At 50.4% G+C, this 19198-nt stretch carries 23 protein-coding genes and 1 pseudogene; 10 read left to right on the forward strand and 14 right to left on the reverse strand.

Going from position 1 to position 19198, the window contains the following annotated elements; genetic code table 11:
• Nucleotides 1-119: 119 nt before the first annotated feature.
• The 6 genes and pseudogenes from K0778_RS14190 to K0778_RS14215 all read right to left on the reverse strand — a co-directional run.
• A pseudogene (locus K0778_RS14190) lies at nucleotides 120-365 on the reverse strand (HNH endonuclease); the annotation flags it as partial.
• Between the two features lie 12 nt (nucleotides 366-377).
• Entirely contained in the window at nucleotides 378-788 is a 411-nt protein-coding gene (locus tag K0778_RS14195) for a hypothetical protein (protein WP_153449092.1), read from the reverse strand.
• Between the two features lie 101 nt (nucleotides 789-889).
• Nucleotides 890-1096 (reverse strand): hypothetical protein, encoded by a 207-nt coding sequence (locus tag K0778_RS14200; protein ID WP_000134171.1) that lies wholly within the window; start codon nucleotides 1094-1096, stop codon nucleotides 890-892.
• A gap of 60 nt (nucleotides 1097-1156) precedes the next feature.
• Complete coding sequence (locus K0778_RS14205; RefSeq protein ID WP_000088046.1) at nucleotides 1157-2482, reverse strand: type II toxin-antitoxin system HipA family toxin; 1326 nt, start codon at nucleotides 2480-2482, stop codon at nucleotides 1157-1159.
• A gap of 4 nt (nucleotides 2483-2486) precedes the next feature.
• Nucleotides 2487-2780, reverse strand: a complete 294-nt coding sequence (locus K0778_RS14210; RefSeq protein ID WP_024136327.1) for a helix-turn-helix transcriptional regulator — start codon at nucleotides 2778-2780, stop codon at nucleotides 2487-2489.
• Between the two features lie 603 nt (nucleotides 2781-3383).
• A complete protein-coding gene (locus K0778_RS14215; RefSeq protein ID WP_000341066.1) occupies nucleotides 3384-3776 on the reverse strand; it encodes a hypothetical protein in 393 nt (130 codons plus the stop codon).
• A gap of 372 nt (nucleotides 3777-4148) precedes the next feature.
• On the opposite strand from K0778_RS14215, the gene K0778_RS14220 reads away from it, so the two are divergent.
• From K0778_RS14220 to K0778_RS14230, 3 genes are all read left to right on the forward strand, one after another.
• Nucleotides 4149-4490: a hypothetical protein gene (locus tag K0778_RS14220; protein WP_001151575.1), complete on the forward strand. Its 342-nt coding sequence runs from the start codon at nucleotides 4149-4151 to the stop codon at nucleotides 4488-4490.
• A gap of 91 nt (nucleotides 4491-4581) precedes the next feature.
• Nucleotides 4582-4773: a hypothetical protein gene (locus K0778_RS14225; RefSeq protein WP_000398480.1), complete on the forward strand. Its 192-nt coding sequence runs from the start codon at nucleotides 4582-4584 to the stop codon at nucleotides 4771-4773.
• Between the two features lie 49 nt (nucleotides 4774-4822).
• A complete protein-coding gene (locus K0778_RS14230) occupies nucleotides 4823-5104 on the forward strand; it encodes a hypothetical protein (protein ID WP_000077926.1) in 282 nt (93 codons plus the stop codon).
• 340 nt (nucleotides 5105-5444) lie between these two features.
• Here the strand turns inward: K0778_RS14230 and K0778_RS27700 are convergent, their stop codons facing one another.
• The 8 genes from K0778_RS27700 to K0778_RS14265 all read right to left on the reverse strand — a co-directional run bounded on the left by K0778_RS27700 (nucleotide 5445) and on the right by K0778_RS14265 (nucleotide 11886).
• Nucleotides 5445-5576 (reverse strand): hypothetical protein, encoded by a 132-nt coding sequence (locus K0778_RS27700; RefSeq protein ID WP_000374059.1) that lies wholly within the window; start codon nucleotides 5574-5576, stop codon nucleotides 5445-5447.
• 90 nt (nucleotides 5577-5666) lie between these two features.
• Complete coding sequence (locus tag K0778_RS14235) at nucleotides 5667-6908, reverse strand: VWA domain-containing protein (RefSeq protein ID WP_001053338.1); 1242 nt, start codon at nucleotides 6906-6908, stop codon at nucleotides 5667-5669.
• A 428-nt stretch (nucleotides 6909-7336) separates the two neighbouring features.
• A complete protein-coding gene (locus K0778_RS14240) occupies nucleotides 7337-7912 on the reverse strand; it encodes a TerD family protein (RefSeq protein WP_000301241.1) in 576 nt (191 codons plus the stop codon).
• A gap of 67 nt (nucleotides 7913-7979) precedes the next feature.
• The gene (gene terD, locus K0778_RS14245) at nucleotides 7980-8558 is read right to left on the reverse strand and encodes a tellurium resistance membrane protein TerD (RefSeq protein WP_000116678.1); all 579 of its coding nucleotides are present in this window, start codon (nucleotides 8556-8558) and stop codon (nucleotides 7980-7982) included.
• Nucleotides 8559-8606: 48 nt separating this feature from the next.
• Nucleotides 8607-9647, reverse strand: coding sequence for a tellurium resistance membrane protein TerC (gene terC, locus K0778_RS14250; RefSeq protein WP_000255079.1), 1041 nt, complete (start codon nucleotides 9645-9647; stop codon nucleotides 8607-8609).
• A gap of 22 nt (nucleotides 9648-9669) precedes the next feature.
• Nucleotides 9670-10125 (reverse strand): tellurite resistance TerB family protein, encoded by a 456-nt coding sequence (locus K0778_RS14255; RefSeq protein WP_000007449.1) that lies wholly within the window; start codon nucleotides 10123-10125, stop codon nucleotides 9670-9672.
• Nucleotides 10126-10147: 22 nt separating this feature from the next.
• The gene (locus K0778_RS14260) at nucleotides 10148-11305 is read right to left on the reverse strand and encodes a TerD family protein (RefSeq protein WP_001054787.1); all 1158 of its coding nucleotides are present in this window, start codon (nucleotides 11303-11305) and stop codon (nucleotides 10148-10150) included.
• Nucleotides 11305-11886, reverse strand: coding sequence for a TerD family protein (locus K0778_RS14265; protein ID WP_000254136.1), 582 nt, complete (start codon nucleotides 11884-11886; stop codon nucleotides 11305-11307). Before K0778_RS14265 ends, K0778_RS14260 begins: the two co-directional genes overlap by 1 nt.
• 322 nt (nucleotides 11887-12208) lie before the next feature.
• Between K0778_RS14265 and K0778_RS14270 the strand changes: the two genes are divergently transcribed.
• The 7 genes from K0778_RS14270 to terW are packed head-to-tail and all read left to right on the forward strand — an operon-like array spanning nucleotide 12209 to nucleotide 18926.
• Nucleotides 12209-13267 carry an ATP-grasp domain-containing protein gene (locus K0778_RS14270; RefSeq protein WP_001035162.1) on the forward strand — a complete coding sequence of 353 codons (1059 nt, stop codon included), beginning with the start codon at nucleotides 12209-12211 and terminating at the stop codon, nucleotides 13265-13267.
• Between the two features lie 9 nt (nucleotides 13268-13276).
• Entirely contained in the window at nucleotides 13277-14419 is a 1143-nt protein-coding gene (locus K0778_RS14275; protein ID WP_001285478.1) for a phosphoribosyltransferase domain-containing protein, read from the forward strand.
• On the forward strand, nucleotides 14412-15185 hold the full coding sequence (locus K0778_RS14280) for a hypothetical protein (RefSeq protein WP_001040059.1): 774 nt from the start codon (nucleotides 14412-14414) through the stop codon (nucleotides 15183-15185). The genes K0778_RS14275 and K0778_RS14280 overlap by 8 nt, the downstream gene beginning before the upstream one ends.
• A gap of 1 nt (nucleotide 15186) precedes the next feature.
• A complete protein-coding gene (locus K0778_RS14285) occupies nucleotides 15187-16266 on the forward strand; it encodes a cysteine protease StiP family protein (RefSeq protein ID WP_001182411.1) in 1080 nt (359 codons plus the stop codon).
• Entirely contained in the window at nucleotides 16266-17222 is a 957-nt protein-coding gene (locus tag K0778_RS14290; protein ID WP_000797366.1) for an HpcH/HpaI aldolase/citrate lyase family protein, read from the forward strand. The genes K0778_RS14285 and K0778_RS14290 overlap by 1 nt, the downstream gene beginning before the upstream one ends.
• A 10-nt stretch (nucleotides 17223-17232) precedes the next feature.
• Nucleotides 17233-18441: a DUF4236 domain-containing protein gene (locus tag K0778_RS14295; RefSeq protein WP_000506887.1), complete on the forward strand. Its 1209-nt coding sequence runs from the start codon at nucleotides 17233-17235 to the stop codon at nucleotides 18439-18441.
• A gap of 17 nt (nucleotides 18442-18458) precedes the next feature.
• The gene (terW, locus tag K0778_RS14300; protein WP_001176767.1) at nucleotides 18459-18926 is read left to right on the forward strand and encodes a tellurium resistance protein TerW; all 468 of its coding nucleotides are present in this window, start codon (nucleotides 18459-18461) and stop codon (nucleotides 18924-18926) included.
• The last annotated feature ends 272 nt before the right edge of the window (nucleotides 18927-19198 follow it).

A 19198-nucleotide genomic window follows, 5' to 3' on the forward strand; every position in this document is an offset into this window, starting at 1 on the left:
CTCAGCATTTTATTATGGTGATCCCCTGGGCGAAATGCGCCTGGTAAGCAGAGTTTTTGAAATGTAAGGCCTTTGAATAAGACAAAAGGCTGCCTCATCGCTAACTTTGCAACAGTGCCAATCTTCCCGCCTTTACCATCGAAAGCGATAAACCAGAAATCGTCCGTGCCAGTTTCAAGATTTCTGCAACGTTTCAGATGCCATCCGCCTTCTCTCGCCCAGATGGTACGGTTATTTCTGGCATTCGTTTTGTCATACCCGTGCTCGTCAAGCCAGCTATCAAAGCTGGTCAGCCCCAGGTCCTGAACCTCCAGAGAAGGTACACGAATGACCTGCAAGGTATGGCGTGGTCTTGGCTCTCTCATCTTGATCTCTTCCTAGCGCTGGTCTGGGAAATACGGATATTGCGGGCCATATTCATAATCATGCGGGCCTGGCTCAACTTCCCAGAATGGACGGCCGCTAATTGTCTTTGGACCGCGCTCGTTTACGATGTCTTCTACATCCTGAATATTAAATGGCATCGTTGCCAGTAACAGCTGATCTTCGGGTGTCAGCGTCACAGTTGCACCGTCGATACGGCTGTAAAGGTCGGCAAACTGTTTACCTGCACCGTGCAACCGGTGCTCCGCTACACTTCTGATTGCGTGTAAGTCCAGCTCCGCCGCTTCCATGCGATCCACGTATAGTTTCATTTCTTTACGCAAAGCGCTCAGCTCACGGGTTTTAATAAATCCGTAGGCGAACCCACCCAGGGCGATAACTGCAATGATTGCTAAAATAGCCATTTATTTTCTCTTACGTTACTGCGGCCGCCGCTTTAGTCTTAATGTGAAGCCTGGGAATTCGCTGAATGAAGAATACGTTTTCACCCCCAGACCGACAGCTGTTAAGGCGCGATCCCAACACTCCATTTGTAAGTATCAGGCCCATCTTCTCCGCTGGTGGCATCAGCTACAATCTGTGCATAACGTTCTCCAGCAAGTTCTCTTACCATCTGATCCACGACCCATTGCAGATGATGCATTTCATCGGTTCCGCCGTAACGACAAGCCAACTCAATAGCCCGCTCTATTCTTTTTTGTTCTTCAGTCATACTGAATCCTCACGCTTACATCAGCTATTCTGAAAACATGCACACTATAAATTGCGGCTGTCATTTCTCAGCCAGGCGCCTGCATTGCTGCCTCATTCCATCAAAAATACTTTCCGCAAGCTGCTGGGGGAACTGGTCCGGAAGAAGCCCGCTAACACGTTCAATGACACCTGGGGTTCTGGCGATGATTTCCTCTATCATCGCCTCTGTCTGCTGTTTACTCAGGCCGGTTATCTCACCATGCCTGATCCAGTGGCGTCGTTGTATTCGATATATCTGGTAATAGTTGCTACTGCCACGTACGGCCATCGCCAATTTGCACTTCTGCCAGGATATCTGATTGTTCCCATGACCGATCACCGGCCATGCCGACAACACATCATAGTTTGGTGTAAGGTGATAACGTCCCTGTGGCCCAATAGAAATACTGAAATTTTTAGCGTGGCCATCTGTTGCGGCCATCATCCAGAAAATTATCTGCGTCATAAAAAACTGCGCTTTGTCACGCTCAGCACGGTCTGAATTACTCAGAACCTCCATAATTTCCGATATACCTGGCCCGCCGTCCGCCTGATATTTTCGTAATGGCGAAACGCCCAGGGCCTGACACATATCCTCCTGGGGTAAACGAATGATCCATTGTCCGTCTCCTGACCATTTTCGGTCAAAACGTTCTACCACCAGCGCTTTCTGATCTTCAAAGTGAGCAATCTGCGTTCTTGCCACGGGGAGCCCGTACTGGCCGAGAAGTACCGAGCAGAGCCATTCATTTTCAACCGACGAGCTCATGTCGGCTTTCATGTTCCCCACAAGTCCGAGCGGTAGCTTGAATATATGCGTCGTTGGTGTATTACCCTCCGGCATACACCACCGATCTTCATGCCACAGTAGGGCTGTTTTCTCCTGAGCACCGGCAATAGATAAACGTAAGTCGTCGTTATCTTCTGGCCTGCCCGGTAGCAATGTCTCCGTGGTATTACGCAAAGTTGCCGCAATTTCTGATTCAGTAAGCGGGTGATACTTCACGGAATATAAATCAGTGGGTTCATCTCCGTCATGAAGCAGCTGTATCGCGCCCACGCAGTCTTTTCCCAGCTCCGTCAGCAGATCAAAAGGCTCCAGGCTATCGGCCTTGTAACGCATTGCCAGACGTCTGCGTATGCCTTCGCTGTCCGGCAGTAAATTATCAAAATAGTCACGTACCACATTTCCACGCCAGACCTGGTTCCCGGGAGTAAAAGGAAGGGACAATGACAGCGGCCTTCCCTGTTCGTCAGCAACCCATTCAGGAAGGTATTCTAAGCTGTCTACCCCTTTGCTTTTTTCCCAGTACCCGACTTTGATGCCGTTCATCCAAATTACCAGACGTTGCTGTTTCCGGCTCATATCGTTACCAATCCTCCTGTCGTGCAGGTGAGTTTGATTTAAGCATTTCTTCCGTCTGCTTCCTCTCTGAAGAGGTGGTTGCCGAGGAGAAGCTGATTTTTACGCCCAGGATGGAAAACACCTTGAATAGCCGTTCAATGCTCGCACTGGCAGGGTTGGCTTCCAGACGTGAGTATGTCTGTTGAGTGACGCCTAACCTTTCGGACAGGTCTTTTTGCGTCAGGCCATTCGCCTTGCGAAAACCAATGAGCAAGGGACGCAGCTGGTTGAGCGTGTTTAACGGGTAATCATTATTGATCATAAGCTGGCCTCAGTAGTTTCCTCTGATACACCTTGCAGGCTGTTTCCTAAACATACACCCTAAAAGCTGTAATATCAAATTAACAGCCTAAAAGCTGTTAAATAGGGCGTACAACTTTTAGGCTGTTACTATGTGGCAGCATAAATCTTGTTAGCGATACAACTTTATTGTCTCATCGCTCCTCTTTGCAACCAGCTACATACGATCATAAGTGACACAACATTAATATGAAGCGACATTCACCAAATTAACCTTCGTCATTTCAGATAGTTAGCTTACTTGCATGTCCTCATCCCATGAAGGGGAGGGCCTACCCCTGGCATCGAGCAAAACTGACCACCCTGCCCTTATTAAGACCCCACATGCGGCAATGGTGCCCTGTCCACGCCGCCCGCGATTTTTGAGGAAATGGGAAGAAAATAAAAAGAAAACAAAAAGTTATCGGCTGAAGTATCGGCGCAGATCGGGAATCAGGCGAAGCCTGACAGCACGTTGGGGCCTGGCAGGGGGCTTGAGGGATGAGGACATGCAACTCTGATAGCCTTCCCGCCACGGGGTCGGTTAAATTCGTATCCGGCCGGTGCAATTCCAACGGCCGCGTTACCAGTTCGCCGGGTAGCATGGCCAGCAAAGCCAGGCATCGAGCACCCGGGTTTCACTAACGGCCGCTGCATAGACGCCGGTATCCGGAAAGAAATAAACCGGGGTGGCGTTGTTCAGCTGGTCGCCTTCATCGGCCAGAGCGCCGATCACCTCATGAGGCTTCAGCAGCATATCCGTTAAATATTCATCCGGGTGGATGGCATTCAGCGATATGGCCATCTCCAGAAATTCATCCAGTGTGTGGCGGGTACGATACCCCCGGAAAACCTCGTATGAAGGCGTGACGCATTCACCATCCAGGGAACAGGCATCGTACCCGGCCAGCTGCTCTTCGGTGAGTCCGGAGGCATGCTTTGCCACAAGATTCGTAAACTGCTCTTTATCGTCCATCACAATCCTTACTCTGTAGGGGCCTGTTTGTGTTATCACTGCTTCCGGATTTTACATCGCACAACCCGGCAGGTATCCGGTCGCCCGGGCGTCCTTTGCGGTCATGTTAGCCTTTGGCCTGTATTACGACGAATCCCTTTCACTACACGGGCTCGCAGGGTGACACCTCCCCTTTTCACCGGAAGCGAAAGAGGAAGAACAGTTTAACAGCCCGGATCCTCAATAATTTTTGCATAACGGACTAAATGACCGGTTTATGCAGCCCCTGTTACTTACTGTCGCGGTAAGGATAAAACCCTGGTTATGAAACAGAGTTTGTATCGACGTTTAGGTTTTGGTTGAATGAGTAACTCTAAGCAACCGGAATATGACATGGCCAAAGTACAAGGGCTCTTTGTTGGATACCGAAAATTTGCTGTTGATCGCGAGTGGCTTCGGCAGCAGGAAGAACAACGTTATCGGGATCGCCAGCGACAATTTGATGAATGGTCCAGAAAATGGGTCACTGTAACTAGGCTAAAAGAGACTCGTTTATGGACTGACGGAGCCATCAGGCGATGGCTGGGTGAACCTCAGCAACAGGGTAAATATAAAGTTTTCCCCGTTGAAGCGGTTTTGGCTGCTGAGAAGTTGAATGAGTTTCAGCTCTGGCTTAAACCCCGGCTGGAAAAGAAACGTGCCCAGCATCACCACTTTTTAATTCCATTTCTGTAAAGTAGAAACAACGACAGTTCCGGCTGCATTCAAGGCTTCGGCATCTGGTCAGAAGTAAAGCGCCATTTTTCATTATAAGGGAGGTTAGATAGTGGAAGGTATTGAGACACTGAGTTTGCGGCTTGATGAGAACGAAACTATGGCCCTTGCTCAATTTGTTAAACGTCTGAGCTGGAGCGATCTACGTGGTTGTGCTGTGAGTGACGAAGAAGCCTGGGTAATGAAAAGCGCAGTTGATAAATTACAACAGGCGTTAAGGGAAGAAGGTTATGCGCCTCGATGATGCAGGCTTCGTGTTATTTTCCGATGACAAATTTTCTTAAGGACTAAGTATGAGCCAGCACTGGTATGAGGTGAAAAGCAATCAGGGAATTGTTCAGGTGATGTTAGGCTGGGATCCACCTTTGCAGTGGTTTCATATGTGCATTGATTATGACATTAATGCAGCAGAAGACCCACTCTATACTAATCTGGCTGAACCTGATCCCTACTACGTTACTCCGGAATATCTGCAATTTGTACTTGAACGCTTCGAAATAACGGATATTGTAATAAAGCCCGATACCTCTGGGCTTTACGAAGAATTATTAATGGATCAGCTTTTAGACCGATAGCTAAGCTGCCAGCAACAGACGTGCTGACATAATCGTCACTTAACTGTAATGTCAGATACTTCAGGTACAAATGTCCGGACTCGTTTGAAACCTATCCAAAACTGTAAATATATTTTCGTTATAATATAACCTTAATTGAATTGCTTTCTAACAGTTCCCACTCTTCTTTTCTAAGTACATTTTTAATTATTGTTCCATTGGCAAGCGTCAGCTCATACTCCCTGTCACTATAAATAAGGTTTTTATTTTCGACTCGTCGAAAGCTGGTAATGGCAACCTTTCTTTATCCACCTAACGAATAATTATCTTTGATTTCTGCGAACATTTAAACTCCCGTATATTAACGTCTTAAAGACAACTGAACCTTCTCGGCCCTTTCTGCGCCCCGACTAATGATACTATCGTAGTTGTCGATTTCATCATCAGTTGGTGATTCTTCAGCTATCCATTTCAGGTACTTGATGCGGTCCATATGCTCCTCCCTGTACGATTTCCAGTGAACAAAGGCTCTACAGTATTAAGCTGCTGTAGAGCTCCTTTAACCATGCGAAAACTGTGCGTATTACAGGATGCCTAACCTTTTTGTTTCATCGATCCACGGTCTGAATTCTTCCAGTAAATTATCATATAACTTTTCATCGCTGATCGAACCGAAATCATCCATGGCAAAGAAGTGGGTGTTATCAACCCGGCGGTCAGTAAAGTCATCCAGATTTTTGAGGATACCGTAGCTTGAACCACCCAGGCCGACAAACTTCCAGAAGATGGGGTAGTTGGCAGAACGCCGGATTGCATCTTTAATCGCCCGGGTCTTGCTGATCCCGCCATCGGTAATAAATACAACATATACCGGGATTTTCGAGTCCTTAAAGTAGTCGACAATTTCTTCCATCACAGGGGGCTCATTGTTTGTCCCACCAAGTCCCGGCAGGTTCTCCCAGGCTGAACGCTTTCCAGACCCGCGAATGGACTGAATATATGTGTCCAGGTTGTCCAGTGTGACGTTTGGATACTTCTTGTGCTTCTCTCCAAATCCCCAGACATCCATTTCACCGTCGTCGTCGAACTGGGCGGCAAGAACGGCGATGCGGTCCAGCACAGACTGAACGTTGCCCTTACTGAACTGGCCACTCATTGAGCCGGATGCGTCAAGTACAAATGCAACCGCTGCCTCAAGGGTGTCCAGTTTATTTTTAGTGAGACTGACCGAGGCTTTTTTAGCGAGGCTTACGAGGCGCGGAGATCTGGTTTCAAGTTTCTTTTCCAGACTGATACGAGCAGGCTTTGCTGGCTGCGGAGCTGGCTGTGCGACATCAACGCCAAAGCTAATGGCCAGAGGCTCAAGACCACCGTTGAAACCCTGCCCGAGCGCACGAAGCTTCCAGGCGCCATTGTGCCGATATACTTCACCCAGGATGATTGCTTTCTCACTGCGGCCCTGAGTCTCAGCCTGAAAATCAGCGATACCAGGAGCCTGAATGCTCAATAAACTGAGCCCACTGATAGTATCTTCACCATCAATGACAACGGTGATCGCAATCTTACTGACGTTCGCCGGAACACGATCCAGTGCTATCTCAATGCTGGACTGCTGAGAACCGGTAACGAGCTTTACTGCCCCTTCAGGAGAAGACAGATTATTATAAAAGATAAAGTCAGAATCGCCGGTTACCTTTCCCTGAGCATTAAGCAGGAAGAGGCAGGTATCGGGTTCGCCTTTAAAGCCGGATTTGGCAGGGTACTGAAGATTCAGCCTGATCGCAGATTGCTGAAGCGGTATGTTTTGTCCGGATTGTAGATTCACATTAACTCTCCTGATTTTTGATTATTTTTAAAGCGCAGCGCTTATATATGTTCCCCAGGCTTAGTTCAGGACGCTGGATTTCTGGTGAGGCGTATATATGGTGTGACACCATATTTCATCACGCTGAAGTTTCTATACCTGTTGAACTGGAATTTTGATTGACCGGGTATCTTATGTTCCAGATCCCGTTCCTTCATAAACCGCAAAAGTAACATATATCAGAGGGGCATTCTGTTGATAAAAGGCACGGAATACCGGCTTTAACCAGCAACCAGAGATAAATCCGTTTCCTGCCTTTAAAAGGCTCAGGTCTGAATTAACATGACCTGCTTTCTGAAATTTCCAGTCCCCTTTCTACTACTCCCTCCTGAAAGCGGATCGCAACCAAAAAAAACCCCGGCATTGCCGGGGTATGATTCAGCGTTGTTTTAGATGTTAACGCCGTGCTGGGAGGCAAGAGCCGCCAGGCCACCGGCAAAGCCCTGACCGACAGCTTTAAACTTCCACTCAGCGCCATGACGATACAGTTCACCGAAGACCATAGCGGTTTCGGTTGAGGCATCTTCAGACAGATCGAAACGGGCAATTTCCGTGCCGTTGTCGTTGTTGTAAACGCGTATGAAGCTGTTGCTCACCATGCCGAAGTTTTGTTTACGCGCTTCTGCATCATAGATGGTAACGGCAAACACCAGTTTTTTGATATCTGCTGAGACTTTGGTCAGATCGATTTTGACCTGCTCATCGTCACCGTCGCCTTCACCGGTACGGTTGTCGCCCTGGTGCTCTACCGCGCCATCAGGGCTGGTTTTGTTATTGAAGAAAATGAAATGCGCATCTGACAGCACTTTACCGTCTTCGCCTACTGCGAACACGGAAGCGTCCAGGTCAAAAGCCTGACCGTCAGTTACACGGGCATCCCAGCCGAGGCCAACCATAGCGATATTCATGGTTGGTGCTTCTTTGGTCAGAGATACGTTGCCGCCTTTTACGAGAGAAACTGCCATTTTTAGCTCCTGCAAACAGTTGAATGAGGGCTGCATTAACAGCCCCGGGTGAAAAGTTACTTTTCGATCAGGACGCGTTAATGCCGTACTGAGCACATACAGATGCCAGACCACCAGCATAACCCTGGCCCACTGCGCGGAATTTCCACTCACCATTGTGGCGATACAGCTCGCCGAACAGCATGGCAGTCTCAGTGGACGCATCTTCGGTCAGATCGTAGCGAGCGACTTCAGTCTGGTTATCGTCATTGACCAGGCGAATAAACGCACCGGATACCTGACCAAAGCTCTGGCGACGAGCCTGAGCATCATGGATAGTGACAACGAAGATGATCTTGTCAACATCAGACGGGACGGCGTCCAGTTTAATTTTCAGCGATTCATCATCACCATCACCTTCACCGGTACGGTTATCACCGGTATGGGTTACGGAACCGTCAGATGACGTCAGGTTGTTATAGAAGATGAAATCTGAATCGCCGCGCACTTTGCCGTTTGAGGCCAGCAGGAACGCTGAAGCATCCAGGTCAAAGTCCTGACCGTCTGTTGAACGCGCATCCCAGCCAAGGCCCACCAGGACGTTTTTCATTGACGGAGCTGCTTTACTCAGGGAGACGTTCCCGCCTTTGGAAAGAGAAACACTCATAAAATAACCTCTTCGATTAGTAATTGTTCAGGTTAACACTTAAGGGGATTAACTCCCCTTTTCCTCAGATTCAGGTTTGCCCGGGAACATGACGCTTGCGAGAATGCCCAGCGCCAGTACACCCAGTACAACATACAGGCTGGTTGTTGCCGCGATGCTGTAACCATGATGCCAGATGTGATCGGTCGCATTCAGGCCGAGTTTTGCCGCGATGAAGAACAGCAGCACGATAACGGCCTTCTCCAGATGAACCAGGTACTGTTTCAGTGCCTCAAGGACAAAGTACAGAGTACGCAGGCCCAGGATAGCAAACATCATGGCACTATAGACGATAAGCGGTTCACGACTGACGGCAATGATTGCCGGTACCGAGTCAAACGCGAACATTACGTCCGAGAGTTCAACCACAGCTACACACAGGAACAGCGGGGTCGCATACAGCGCCGCTTTTTTACCACGGCCAATGGTGACATCGCTGTTTTCTGGTTTCGCCAGTTCAGCATCCACTTCCTTCTGGTTAAGCAGGAAGGCATGCCCTCTGAGCTTCGGCCAGATAGGGAAGAAGCGTTTAACCATGCGGTAAGCCAGATGCTGGGAGTAATCCTCAATTTCATCATCGTCATCACCGCTTTTAAGCATCATGACCGCTGTCCAGGCAACGATAATAGCGAAGACAACTTCAACGTACGGCCCCAGACTCAGCAGGCTCGTACCGATGGCGACAAAGATGCCCCTGAAGACAATGGCACCAATGATCCCCCAGTAGAGAACACGGTGGCGATAACGATCCGGAACGGCGAACCAGGAGAAGATGGCCATCATGACGAACAGGTTATCGACCGACAGCACTTTCTCCAGCGCATAACCCGTGACAAACAGACTGGCAACCTCAGCACCGTGGTGGATATAGAGGAAACCGGCAAATGCCATCGCAACCACAACCCAGAATACGGACCAGAGCGCCGCACTCTTCAGCGAGATAGGCTTGTCATCACGGTGCATAAACAGGTCAATAAAGATGGCACCGACTGAAAGCGCAATAAAAACAATGACCGTTTCAGTCGGGAAGCCGATGTGTGTGGAAACCATATTTTACCCTTAGGGATGTGGATCAGAGGCCAAATTCAGCCGGGTCGAAGCCCAACGCGATAGCGATCTCGCGGGAGGCCAGTTTCTCGTCCTGATCGAAGTTACCGTCACTTTTCGCAACGGCAATACCAACACGTAAGGCCAGCTGAGCGGCCTCAGGCTGATCTTTCAGCGCCAGGATGTATTTCATGGTTTCGCCCTTGCCGATTTCAACATCGAAATCGAAGCTTGAAACCAGTTTATTGAAGAACTCAATCACCTCATTGGTATCGAAGACCTTCAGCTCTTCTGAAGAGCGCAGAAAGCCCATCATTTTCTGCTTTTCTTCCGAACTTACGCCGTCACTCGATACGGCAATACGGGCACATACAGCAACGGTGCCCTGCATGAATTTTTTGTTTTTGAAACGGCCAACCTGGCGGGTCAGTTCGTCACGGCCTGAGTTAATGGCACCTTTAACTTTGTCGAAAAAGCTCATACCTGTTTCCTTTGTTGCTGTGTTATTTAGAACCGGCGCTCCAGCGAAATCCCCAGCCAAATGCCCGGTCCATTTCGTCCTGGCCTTTGAAGTACTGGTTAATTCGCTCGACTTTAATTGCGCCGTTTTCGTTTACGAGTCTGGCAATGGCGCACAATGTGCGACGGTTTTCACCTTCGGTCAGGCGGGTCTCAATGGGCGGTTGATCCGGCACATGAATGGTGACCACACCATCAGTCTTGTCCCAGCTGGGAACACCTTCATAAATAAAGGCGTAAATCAGCACTTCGCGGATATGCTTCCATTCACGTCCATTGATATGCAGCCACTCGCCGTCTGATACATCACCCGTACGGTCATCGCCCTTGAGCTGAACATACGGTTCATCCCGATAATTACCGAATGCATTACCGAGCGCCTGAATGACCGATTTATACCCGTCCTGAAGCTCAACAAAGGCCCCCAGATCCAGGTCGATTCCTTTGGAGCCGAACATGCCTGCAAAGCCTGATTTGCCGCTGCCCCGGTGCCAGTTCAGGTTGATCCGGATTTCACCGAAGTTATCCCGTTTGGTCAGGCTGATTGCAGGCTTCTCTTTTGTCAGCGATACCTTGCTCAGGCTGATTTTTGTCTCAACTGGCGGAGGGGTTACAACCGGAGGAGTCGGGGCTGCGGGAGCCGGTTCGTCGGCAATATTTACGCCGAAATGCTCTGCCAGCGGTTTAAGTCCACCGTTGAACCCCTGCGCAACGAAGCGGAATTTCCAGTCATTATTACGACGGTAAAATTCACCCAGAATTAAGGCTGCTTCCTGACGGCCGCTCAGTTCGACACTGCCGCTAACCAGGCCGGTAGCCCCTTGCTCCACGTCGATGGAAAGATTACGAAGACCGGACACCGTCTGCCCACCGTCACAGGTCACGGTGAACGCAATTTTCTGGACATCAGGTTTCAGCCGGTTGAGCGCGACAGTAAAGGTTGAGTACTGGCCTTCACTGACCAGGCTGACGGTACCATCATCGTTACGTGGCTGACCATAAAACACCATGTCCGCATCACCCTGCACCTTCCCGTCGGCATACAGGCGAAACGCCGAAGCATCCACCTGGCCGCCCGAGGTGATCCGGACCCGCAACTCCTGGGCTGGAACGGGGGCATTGCCCCCCGGCGTCAGGTTCATTAGCGAATAACCGCTGAAACGATATCGGAGTGCATATCGTCAATTGTGCGGCCGCGACAGGCATGGCCAAGGGCGGTAAAGTCCCAGTTGCCGTTATTACGGCGCAGCGAAGAAATAACGATCCCGGTATGTGAGCCCTGCTCAGTCAGCTTGTAGCGAGCCAGCTCTTTGCCGGTTTGATCGACAACGCGGCAGAACGCGTTTTCGACGTCATTGAACGACTGACCACGGAAGCTGTTTACCGTAAACGCCAGGTATTCAACGTTTGCAGGCAGTCGGGAGAGGTTGACCTTAATCACCTCATCGTCACCGTCACCCTCACCGGTCAGGTTATCGCCACTGTGCACAACAGCGCCGCAGGTGGATTCCAGTTTGCGGAACCAGATGGTGTCAATTGTTTTACCGGTGCTGTCCATTAATACGCAGCCAGCATCGAGATCGATTGAGTCGTTGCCTCCAAACAATCCTCCAAGAAGACCTTTTTTCTTAACCGGATCCCAACCGAGACCGAAATGAAGCTGGCTTAATGCAGATGATTCTTTGCTGAGTGATACCGTCTGGTTCTTAACTAATGAAACCATGTTTTATTCCTTAAAATGGTAATGACCGAGACAATCAAAGGTATATTTAGTAACTGACGAAGAAAATCATATCATGATGAAGTTCTCTGACAAGGGAAATTTTGGTAGTTTTCTTCAAAAACACAAAAATAAATCCTTTTCATGGTGTTCATTTTTCTATTTTTAATTTAAATATCAATACGTTATAAGGTACTAAAAAAACACTGACGCACTCCATAACCACTGAAGTTATTAATCATATTATGATTGACATGTAGCGTAGACACTCATAGACTCACTTCTCAATCATAAATTTGCATGGCGTTCCGGATAATTAAAAAAAATGAACAAGAAAATTTGGTTTATGGAAGGTTTGTCCTCCCAGCGAGATATTATTCAGGGGGTAAAATCATTTGCACAAAAAAATAATTTTGCTATTACCGTATTTGCCTCCCACCGTAACGAAAGACATGAAATTCTTTCCGTTGCCGATTATTCTTTGACTGAACCTGAAGATCCTCAAAAACGTCTTCAGTTTATTCAGGAAACCATTCAGACCTACGGCATCCACCATATTCATACTGGCCGTAACAGCCAGTGGTTTGAAGAACACCGTTCAGCCATTGAATCGACCGGAGCCACCCTTACTACCGGTGCAACAGGCGTCGACTGGTTAACTCTGGCTGACGAAAAAGTTACTTTTGCTCAGTTTATGGAGCAAAACGGGCTCCCGGTCGTACCGTCCTGGCGGGTGAATACGCTGGCAGAATTAAAGACGCACCTCGCGGCCCCGCCGTTCTCGGACAGCCCGGTATGCGTGAAGCCGGTGACGGGTATCTATGGCATGGGATTCTGGCGCTTTGATGACAGTGCTTCGCCCATGGCCGTCTTTAATCATCCCGAACATCGTCTGGTCAGTCCGCAACAGTATATTGCAGCAGCATCGGCTTCTGAGTCGTTTAAACCCCTTGTTTTGATGCCGTACCTGCCAGGCCCGGAATTTTCCGTCGATATCCTCGCGGATAAGGGCGAAATACTCGCAGCCGTGGGACGCCGTAAGGAAGGGGCTATCCAGTATCTGGTAAACGAAGGAAGCGCCTGGGAACTGGCTTGTGACTGCGCCCGGGTTATGAAGGCCGACGGGCTGGTGAATGTTCAGACGCGAAACGATGTGAATGGCAACCCGGTGCTGCTTGAAACCAACATGCGTCCGTCAGGCGGGGTGGGTTATACCCTTCACAGCGGGGTGAACCTTCCCGGGTTGTTTGCTGCCTTTAAGCTCGGTCTGATGTCTGAAGATGCGGTGATCCAGAGCGCCAGAAATACCTTTTCTCCGGTTGCAGTGAGATCCATCACAGATGTCATCGTTTACCCGGAATCACTCTCTAACCATCTGAATTAAGGCGTGTTTATGTCTGATACCCTCGAAGATATGATTTATCGCCGTACCCTCTCATGCGGTACGATACAGGTAACCCGCGACCAGGGTGATGTTTCGCTCGATGACCTGTTTGATATCGCTGAAAGACGTAACCCGAAACGCGCCTTTCTGTTTGTCAGCAAAGTACTCGGCAGGCACATTCCCGTGCCACCCTCAGTCATGCGGCAGGCCTACAGACAGCTTGCCAGCCAGTTCCCCGCAACGCTGACAGGGCCCGTACTTTTTATCGGTATGGCTGAAACCGCCGTTGGGCTAGGGGCCGGTGTGTTTGATGAAGTGCGCCACCAGCATCGTGAATCTGTCTATCTGACCTCTACCCGTCACCCGGTTGATGGCACGTTACTTTGCGAGTTCAAGGAAGAACACAGCCACGCCACCGATCATCTGATCTATCTGCCAGATGATGAAGAGAAAAGACGTCGTGTTACCAACGCACGAACGCTGGTTTTGATTGATGACGAGGCAACCACCGGTAATACCTTTATTAACCTGCTTTCTGCCCTGCGTAATACCGGCAAGCTTCAACATATTGAACAGGTTATCGCCGTTACGCTTACCGACTGGAGTAGCAACGCCCTGTCGGAGCGCACATCCTTGCCCGTCACTTCGGTTTCGCTTGTAAGCGGTCAGTGGGGATGGACCCCATTACCTGATGCACCTGTCCCGGACATGCCGAAAGTCAACGTAACTTCACGCGGAGAATGGGACATCCTGGGAAAACAGTCCTGGGGTCGACTGGGGATGCTCGCACCTGCGGCCGATCTCGGCCATGAGGTCTCCGTCCGCAAGGGGGAACGTATTCTGGTTCTCGGGACCGGGGAATTCGTCTGGGAGCCGTTCCTGCTTGCTGAACGGCTCGAAGCTGCCGGAGCACAGGCACTTTATGGTTCGACCACCCGCTCCCCTATCGCCGTTGGTTATGCCATTGAGTCCGCCATTTCCTTTACGGATAACTACGGGCTGGGCATCCCCAATTTTGTCTATAACGTCGCCCACCAGCAGTTTGACCGTATTCTTGTGTGTACTGAGACACCCGCAGAAAGTATTGACACGCAGCTTCTTAAAGCCCTGGCTGAGGTTGCGCCCGTCGTGGAGATTGTTACCTATGAATAAACCCGTTGTTCTGAGCGACCTTGACGACACGCTCTTTCAGACCCGTCGTAAAATGGTGGACGAGCTGGCCCTGGAGCCATTCCGTACCGGTGCCGTTGATCGCACCCTGAATCCACGAAGCTTTATGACGGAAGAACAGTCCATGTTGGTGGACTGGCTCCTGGAGCAGGCTGAACTCATACCTGTTACCGCCCGGGGAACTGAAGAAATCAGCCGCGTCCGGATCCCTTTCCACTCCTGGGCAATCACCACGCACGGGGCCGTCATTCTCACGCCTGAAGGCAAACCCGACGAGGAGTGGAAGGCCCATATGCTTGGCCAGCTGGCTCCCTACCAGGAAAAGCTGACATCGATGCAGCGTCTGATCACTGAAATGATGGACGCAAAAGGGATCAATGCCTGGGCAAGGCTGAACTTCGAATACGGTGAAACGGCGGTTTATATGGTGATGAAGCACCGCGACAGCACCCGCCTTGACGAGCTCAATGCCATTGCAGATGAGATAGAAACGGTGTTTCCGACCGAGGGCTTCTACATCCACCGCAACAGTAATAACGTGGCCTGGCTTCCCACCCCGGTTGAGAAAGGGCTGGCCGTCAGATGGCTGCTTGAAAAACTTCGGGCTGAACGCGGAGTCTTCCCCGTAATTGGCCTGGGCGACAGCCTGAGCGATCATCGTTTTATGAAACTGTGCAGCTGGTTTGGCATCCCGCGTCAGAGTCAGTTTGCAGATGCCATTTCACAGCGAATTTTTGGAGAAAATTAAAATGCAGCCACATGACACATTTACCGGCTCATACCAGCCCGGTGACGTGGAATTTCTGCTAAAGCCGGTTGTCATTGAGATGACGCCGGTTGAGCAAAAAGAAGAGCTGATTCAGTCAGGGAAGAAACATTATTCGGACATGCTCAGTCAGGAGCCAGCGCCAACACAATGGCATCTTGATTTGTTTCACCGGGCGCTGGATCGGGGCGCAGAGAGACTTGCAAAAGAAGTCACACAGCTCGCTATTGCTCTGGCCAAACGCTTTGGTGATGAGCCCATTGTACTGGCCAGTCTTGTCAGGGCTGGCGTGCCGCTCGGCGTTATGCTGCACCAGGCCCTGCGTGACATGGGGAAAACCTCATGGCATTACGGTATCAGCATTATCCGGGATCGTGGAATTGACGGTGCAGCCCTCGACGTCATTGAAGAGCGGCATGGTACCAGCGGTATTGTCTTTGTTGACGGATGGACAGGTAAAGGCGCAATTACCGGAGAGCTTGTACGCGCACTGAAAGATCGCCCGGGCTATCCTGAGCAGCCGCGACTGGTTGTCCTGGCCGATCCCTGTGGCTGCTCCTGGCTTGCAGCCAGTGATGATGACTGGCTCATTCCTTTTGGCATCATGGGTGCGCCGGTGTCAGGCCTGATCTCCCGGTCAGTGTGGTCCTCTGAAGGATTACACGGGTGCATGGTTTGCGAGCATCTCAGTGAATTCGAATGCAGCCGGATGCTTGTCGATACCGTCGCTCATTTCCGTAAGAAGTTAACCCCGTCATCCCTCGCTCCCCTGAGCTGGAATACGGAGTCAGCCCGGATCTTATGGCAGACAAGTCGCGACGTTATCGCGTTCCTGGCCGATGAATTTAAAGTGGACAGCGTCAATCGTATAAAACCCGGTATTGCTGAAGCAACCCGGGCTGTATTACGTCGGGTACCGGACCATGTATTTGTGCGTTCTATTGACGACCCGGACGTTGCCTTGCTTGTAGGGCTTGCTCGTGAAAAGGGAATAGTTGTTACAGAAATGGGGGGAACCCTCGGCCAGTATCGGGCTGTAACCATTATCAAGAAGGTACTTTGATGAAAAATCGTCTTTCTCCCTGGAATCTGGGAGCCACGCTATACATGCCTGCAACACGGGAAGATATTGCTGATGCCGTCCTGCACGGGAAAATCCCGGGTTTGCGCTCTCTGGTGATTTGCCTGGAGGATGCTGTCAGTGAAGCAGACATCCCCGTCGCCCTCAAAAATCTGGAGCACCTGCTGCACGAGCTCAGTAACAGCATGCATAGCCTGGGTAAAAATGACTGGCCTCTGGTGTTCATTCGCCCCCGGCATGCCGAAATGGGCAGATGGTTAAAAGCGCATTATGATCTTTCCGCTGTCGACGGGTTTGTGTTGCCGAAATTTACCCTCAGTTCGTTAGCTGAATGGTGGGATATCATGGGCGGGACTCACCTGTGCATGATGCCAACGCTGGAAACAGAAGACGTCTTTGACGTGGTTCAGATGCGGGAGCTGGCCACCCGTCTGGTGGAACATCCCTGCCACGACCGCATTATTGCGCTTCGAATCGGCGGCAACGATCTTATGAACGTTGTGTCGCTTCGCCGTCCCCGGGACCTGACGCTGTATGACAGCCCGATGGGCTACGTCATCAAAATGCTCGTTTCGGTCTTCGGCCCGCGTGATTTTGCCCTGACCGCGCCCGTATGTGAGCATATTGACGATCATGCCGTAATGGCCAGAGAGCTGGCTCTTGATATGGCACATGGGCTTGTTGGGAAAACGGCCATTCACCCGGGTCAGATAGAGGTCATTCAAAACGCGCTGATGGTCACTCAGGGTGAGCATTCTGACGCTCTGCGGATCCTGAACTCTACCCAGGCCGTGTTTAAGTCGCAGGGAGCAATGTGTGAACCCGCCACACATCGCCGCTGGGCGGCTGGCATTCTGGACAGAGCTCGTTTTTATGGGTTACAGAACGAGCAAAGCGCTGATGGAATCAGATTACTTACCGTGACCCAGCATCATTAAGGAAATCATAATGGGGTTCAGATTCAGAAAGTCGATCAACATTATTCCTGGTGTTCGCCTCAACCTGAGTAACGGTGCACCGAGCCTGAGTGTCGGGCCGAGAGGTGCTTCCGTTTCTTTTGGAAGCCGGGGGACCTATGCCAATCTGGGCTTGCCCGGTACCGGGCTGAGTTACCGTACCCGGCTTGATCGGGCCGCGCGTTCCGGAGGTGGGAACCGGACGGCTACCGACCCGGGGCTCAGACAGGCGCTTGAGGAGGAAGCCGCTGATCTCATGTCAGCGGTGACCGCAATCCGTAATATTCACGAGCTGACGCCGGATCCTAAAACAGGCATCAGCTGGGCAGAGCTGGAAGCAGTATACCTGCATAACAGAACGTCGCCTTTTCAGGTTCCGGCACCGGTGCGTCCAGAAAAGCCAGACTATCTTGCATTGCCGGAAAAGCCTGCCGAGAGCGAAGGCATTAGTTTTCTGGGTAAATGGTTTGAATCGGAATCAGCTAAAGCTGAGCGCCACGCCGAAAATCTTCGCCGGTGGCAGCAGGAGCTGATTGATGTGGAGCGTGAGAATACCCTTCGACAGCACCGGTACCAGCAACAACGGACGGCCTGGGCCGAACAGTATGCAAACTGGAAGTTTGAGGCTGAAGAACATGAAAAACGGCTCGCCACGGCTCAGGCAGATGCCCGGCAGCAGTTCCGGACAGACGCCGCGTTTTTCGAATCATACCTGGCGGGTGTGCTGGCAGAAACTGAATGGCCGCGTGAAACGCTTGTTGCATTTGAAGTAAAGCCGGAGCTATCAGCAGTCCTGCTGGATGTTGATTTAGCTGAGATTGAAGATTTCCCTGATAAGATTTACGGCGTTAATGCCCGGGGCACGGAGCTGACGGAAAAAGCCATGACGCAAAAAGCCGTACGCGAAAACTATGCCCGCCACGTCCATGGCTGCTTGTTCCGCCTGGTCGGTATCGTTTTACATACGCTACCGTTCGACAACGTGATTGTGTCAGGCTTTACGCAACGGGTCAGTAAGCGGACCGGCTATCTGGAGGATGAGTATATCCTGTCCTGCAAATGCAGTCGCAGCCAGATGTCGTCAGTAAATTTTGCAGGCTTAGAACACATTGATCCGGTTGAAGCGTTAGGCGATCACCCGGTTATTCGAAAGATGAGCAGTACCTTCATTTTTCAGCCTATTGAACCACTAACCCTTTAAGCAGGCTAAATCTTACGATGCAATTAAATACCAGACAGGCCCGGATTTTTAAGCTTGCCAACTTACTGGGCACCGGCAAGCCCGTTTCCGCTGCCGACATTATAACCAGTCTGGAATGCTCAGAGCCGACATTAACCCGGGCACTCAAAGAGCTACGCGAGTCATATTCTGCGGAGATCAAATACAGCAAGGCAGGTCATTCCTACCATCTCGTTAATCCGGGCCAGCTGGATAAAAAGACCCTTCGCCGGATGAATGAAGCGCTCGCACAGAATGCTGAACTGAAAACCGGTGAGTCCACAGGGAAGGTCGTACTCGATAAGGATAAAAAAACAGCCGTGTCATTATCGCTACGCATGCGGATTTTAAGAAAAATTGACCGTCTGGCTGCGCTGAGTGGCTCGACCCGAAGTGAAGCGGTAGAGAAGCTGGCTCTGCACTCCGTTGATGAACTGATAAAAGAATACAGCGCTAAAAAGTCCTGACGCTAAATCTCAGACCGGGGTGAAAACCCCGGTTTTGTCATATTTCACCTCTGTATCTGCGTGACGGAGTTTTGATCTATTCTCCTCCCGCAATGTCAGCAGCGCCTTTCTGCCTACAAAACCTGGTGTCTTGACATCCTCTTGTGCTACACATCAATCTTTGGGCGATTTACACTCCATTCATGCAGATCTGTGATGTATGATGATTTTCATACATAAGAAAGTTTATTTTTGCCGGAGTTTTTTTCAGAAATTTATATTCCAGTACGGTC

This window comes from Escherichia sp. XD33 (assembly GCF_019375075.1).
Lineage (GTDB): Bacteria > Pseudomonadota > Gammaproteobacteria > Enterobacterales > Enterobacteriaceae > Enterobacter > Enterobacter flexneri_A.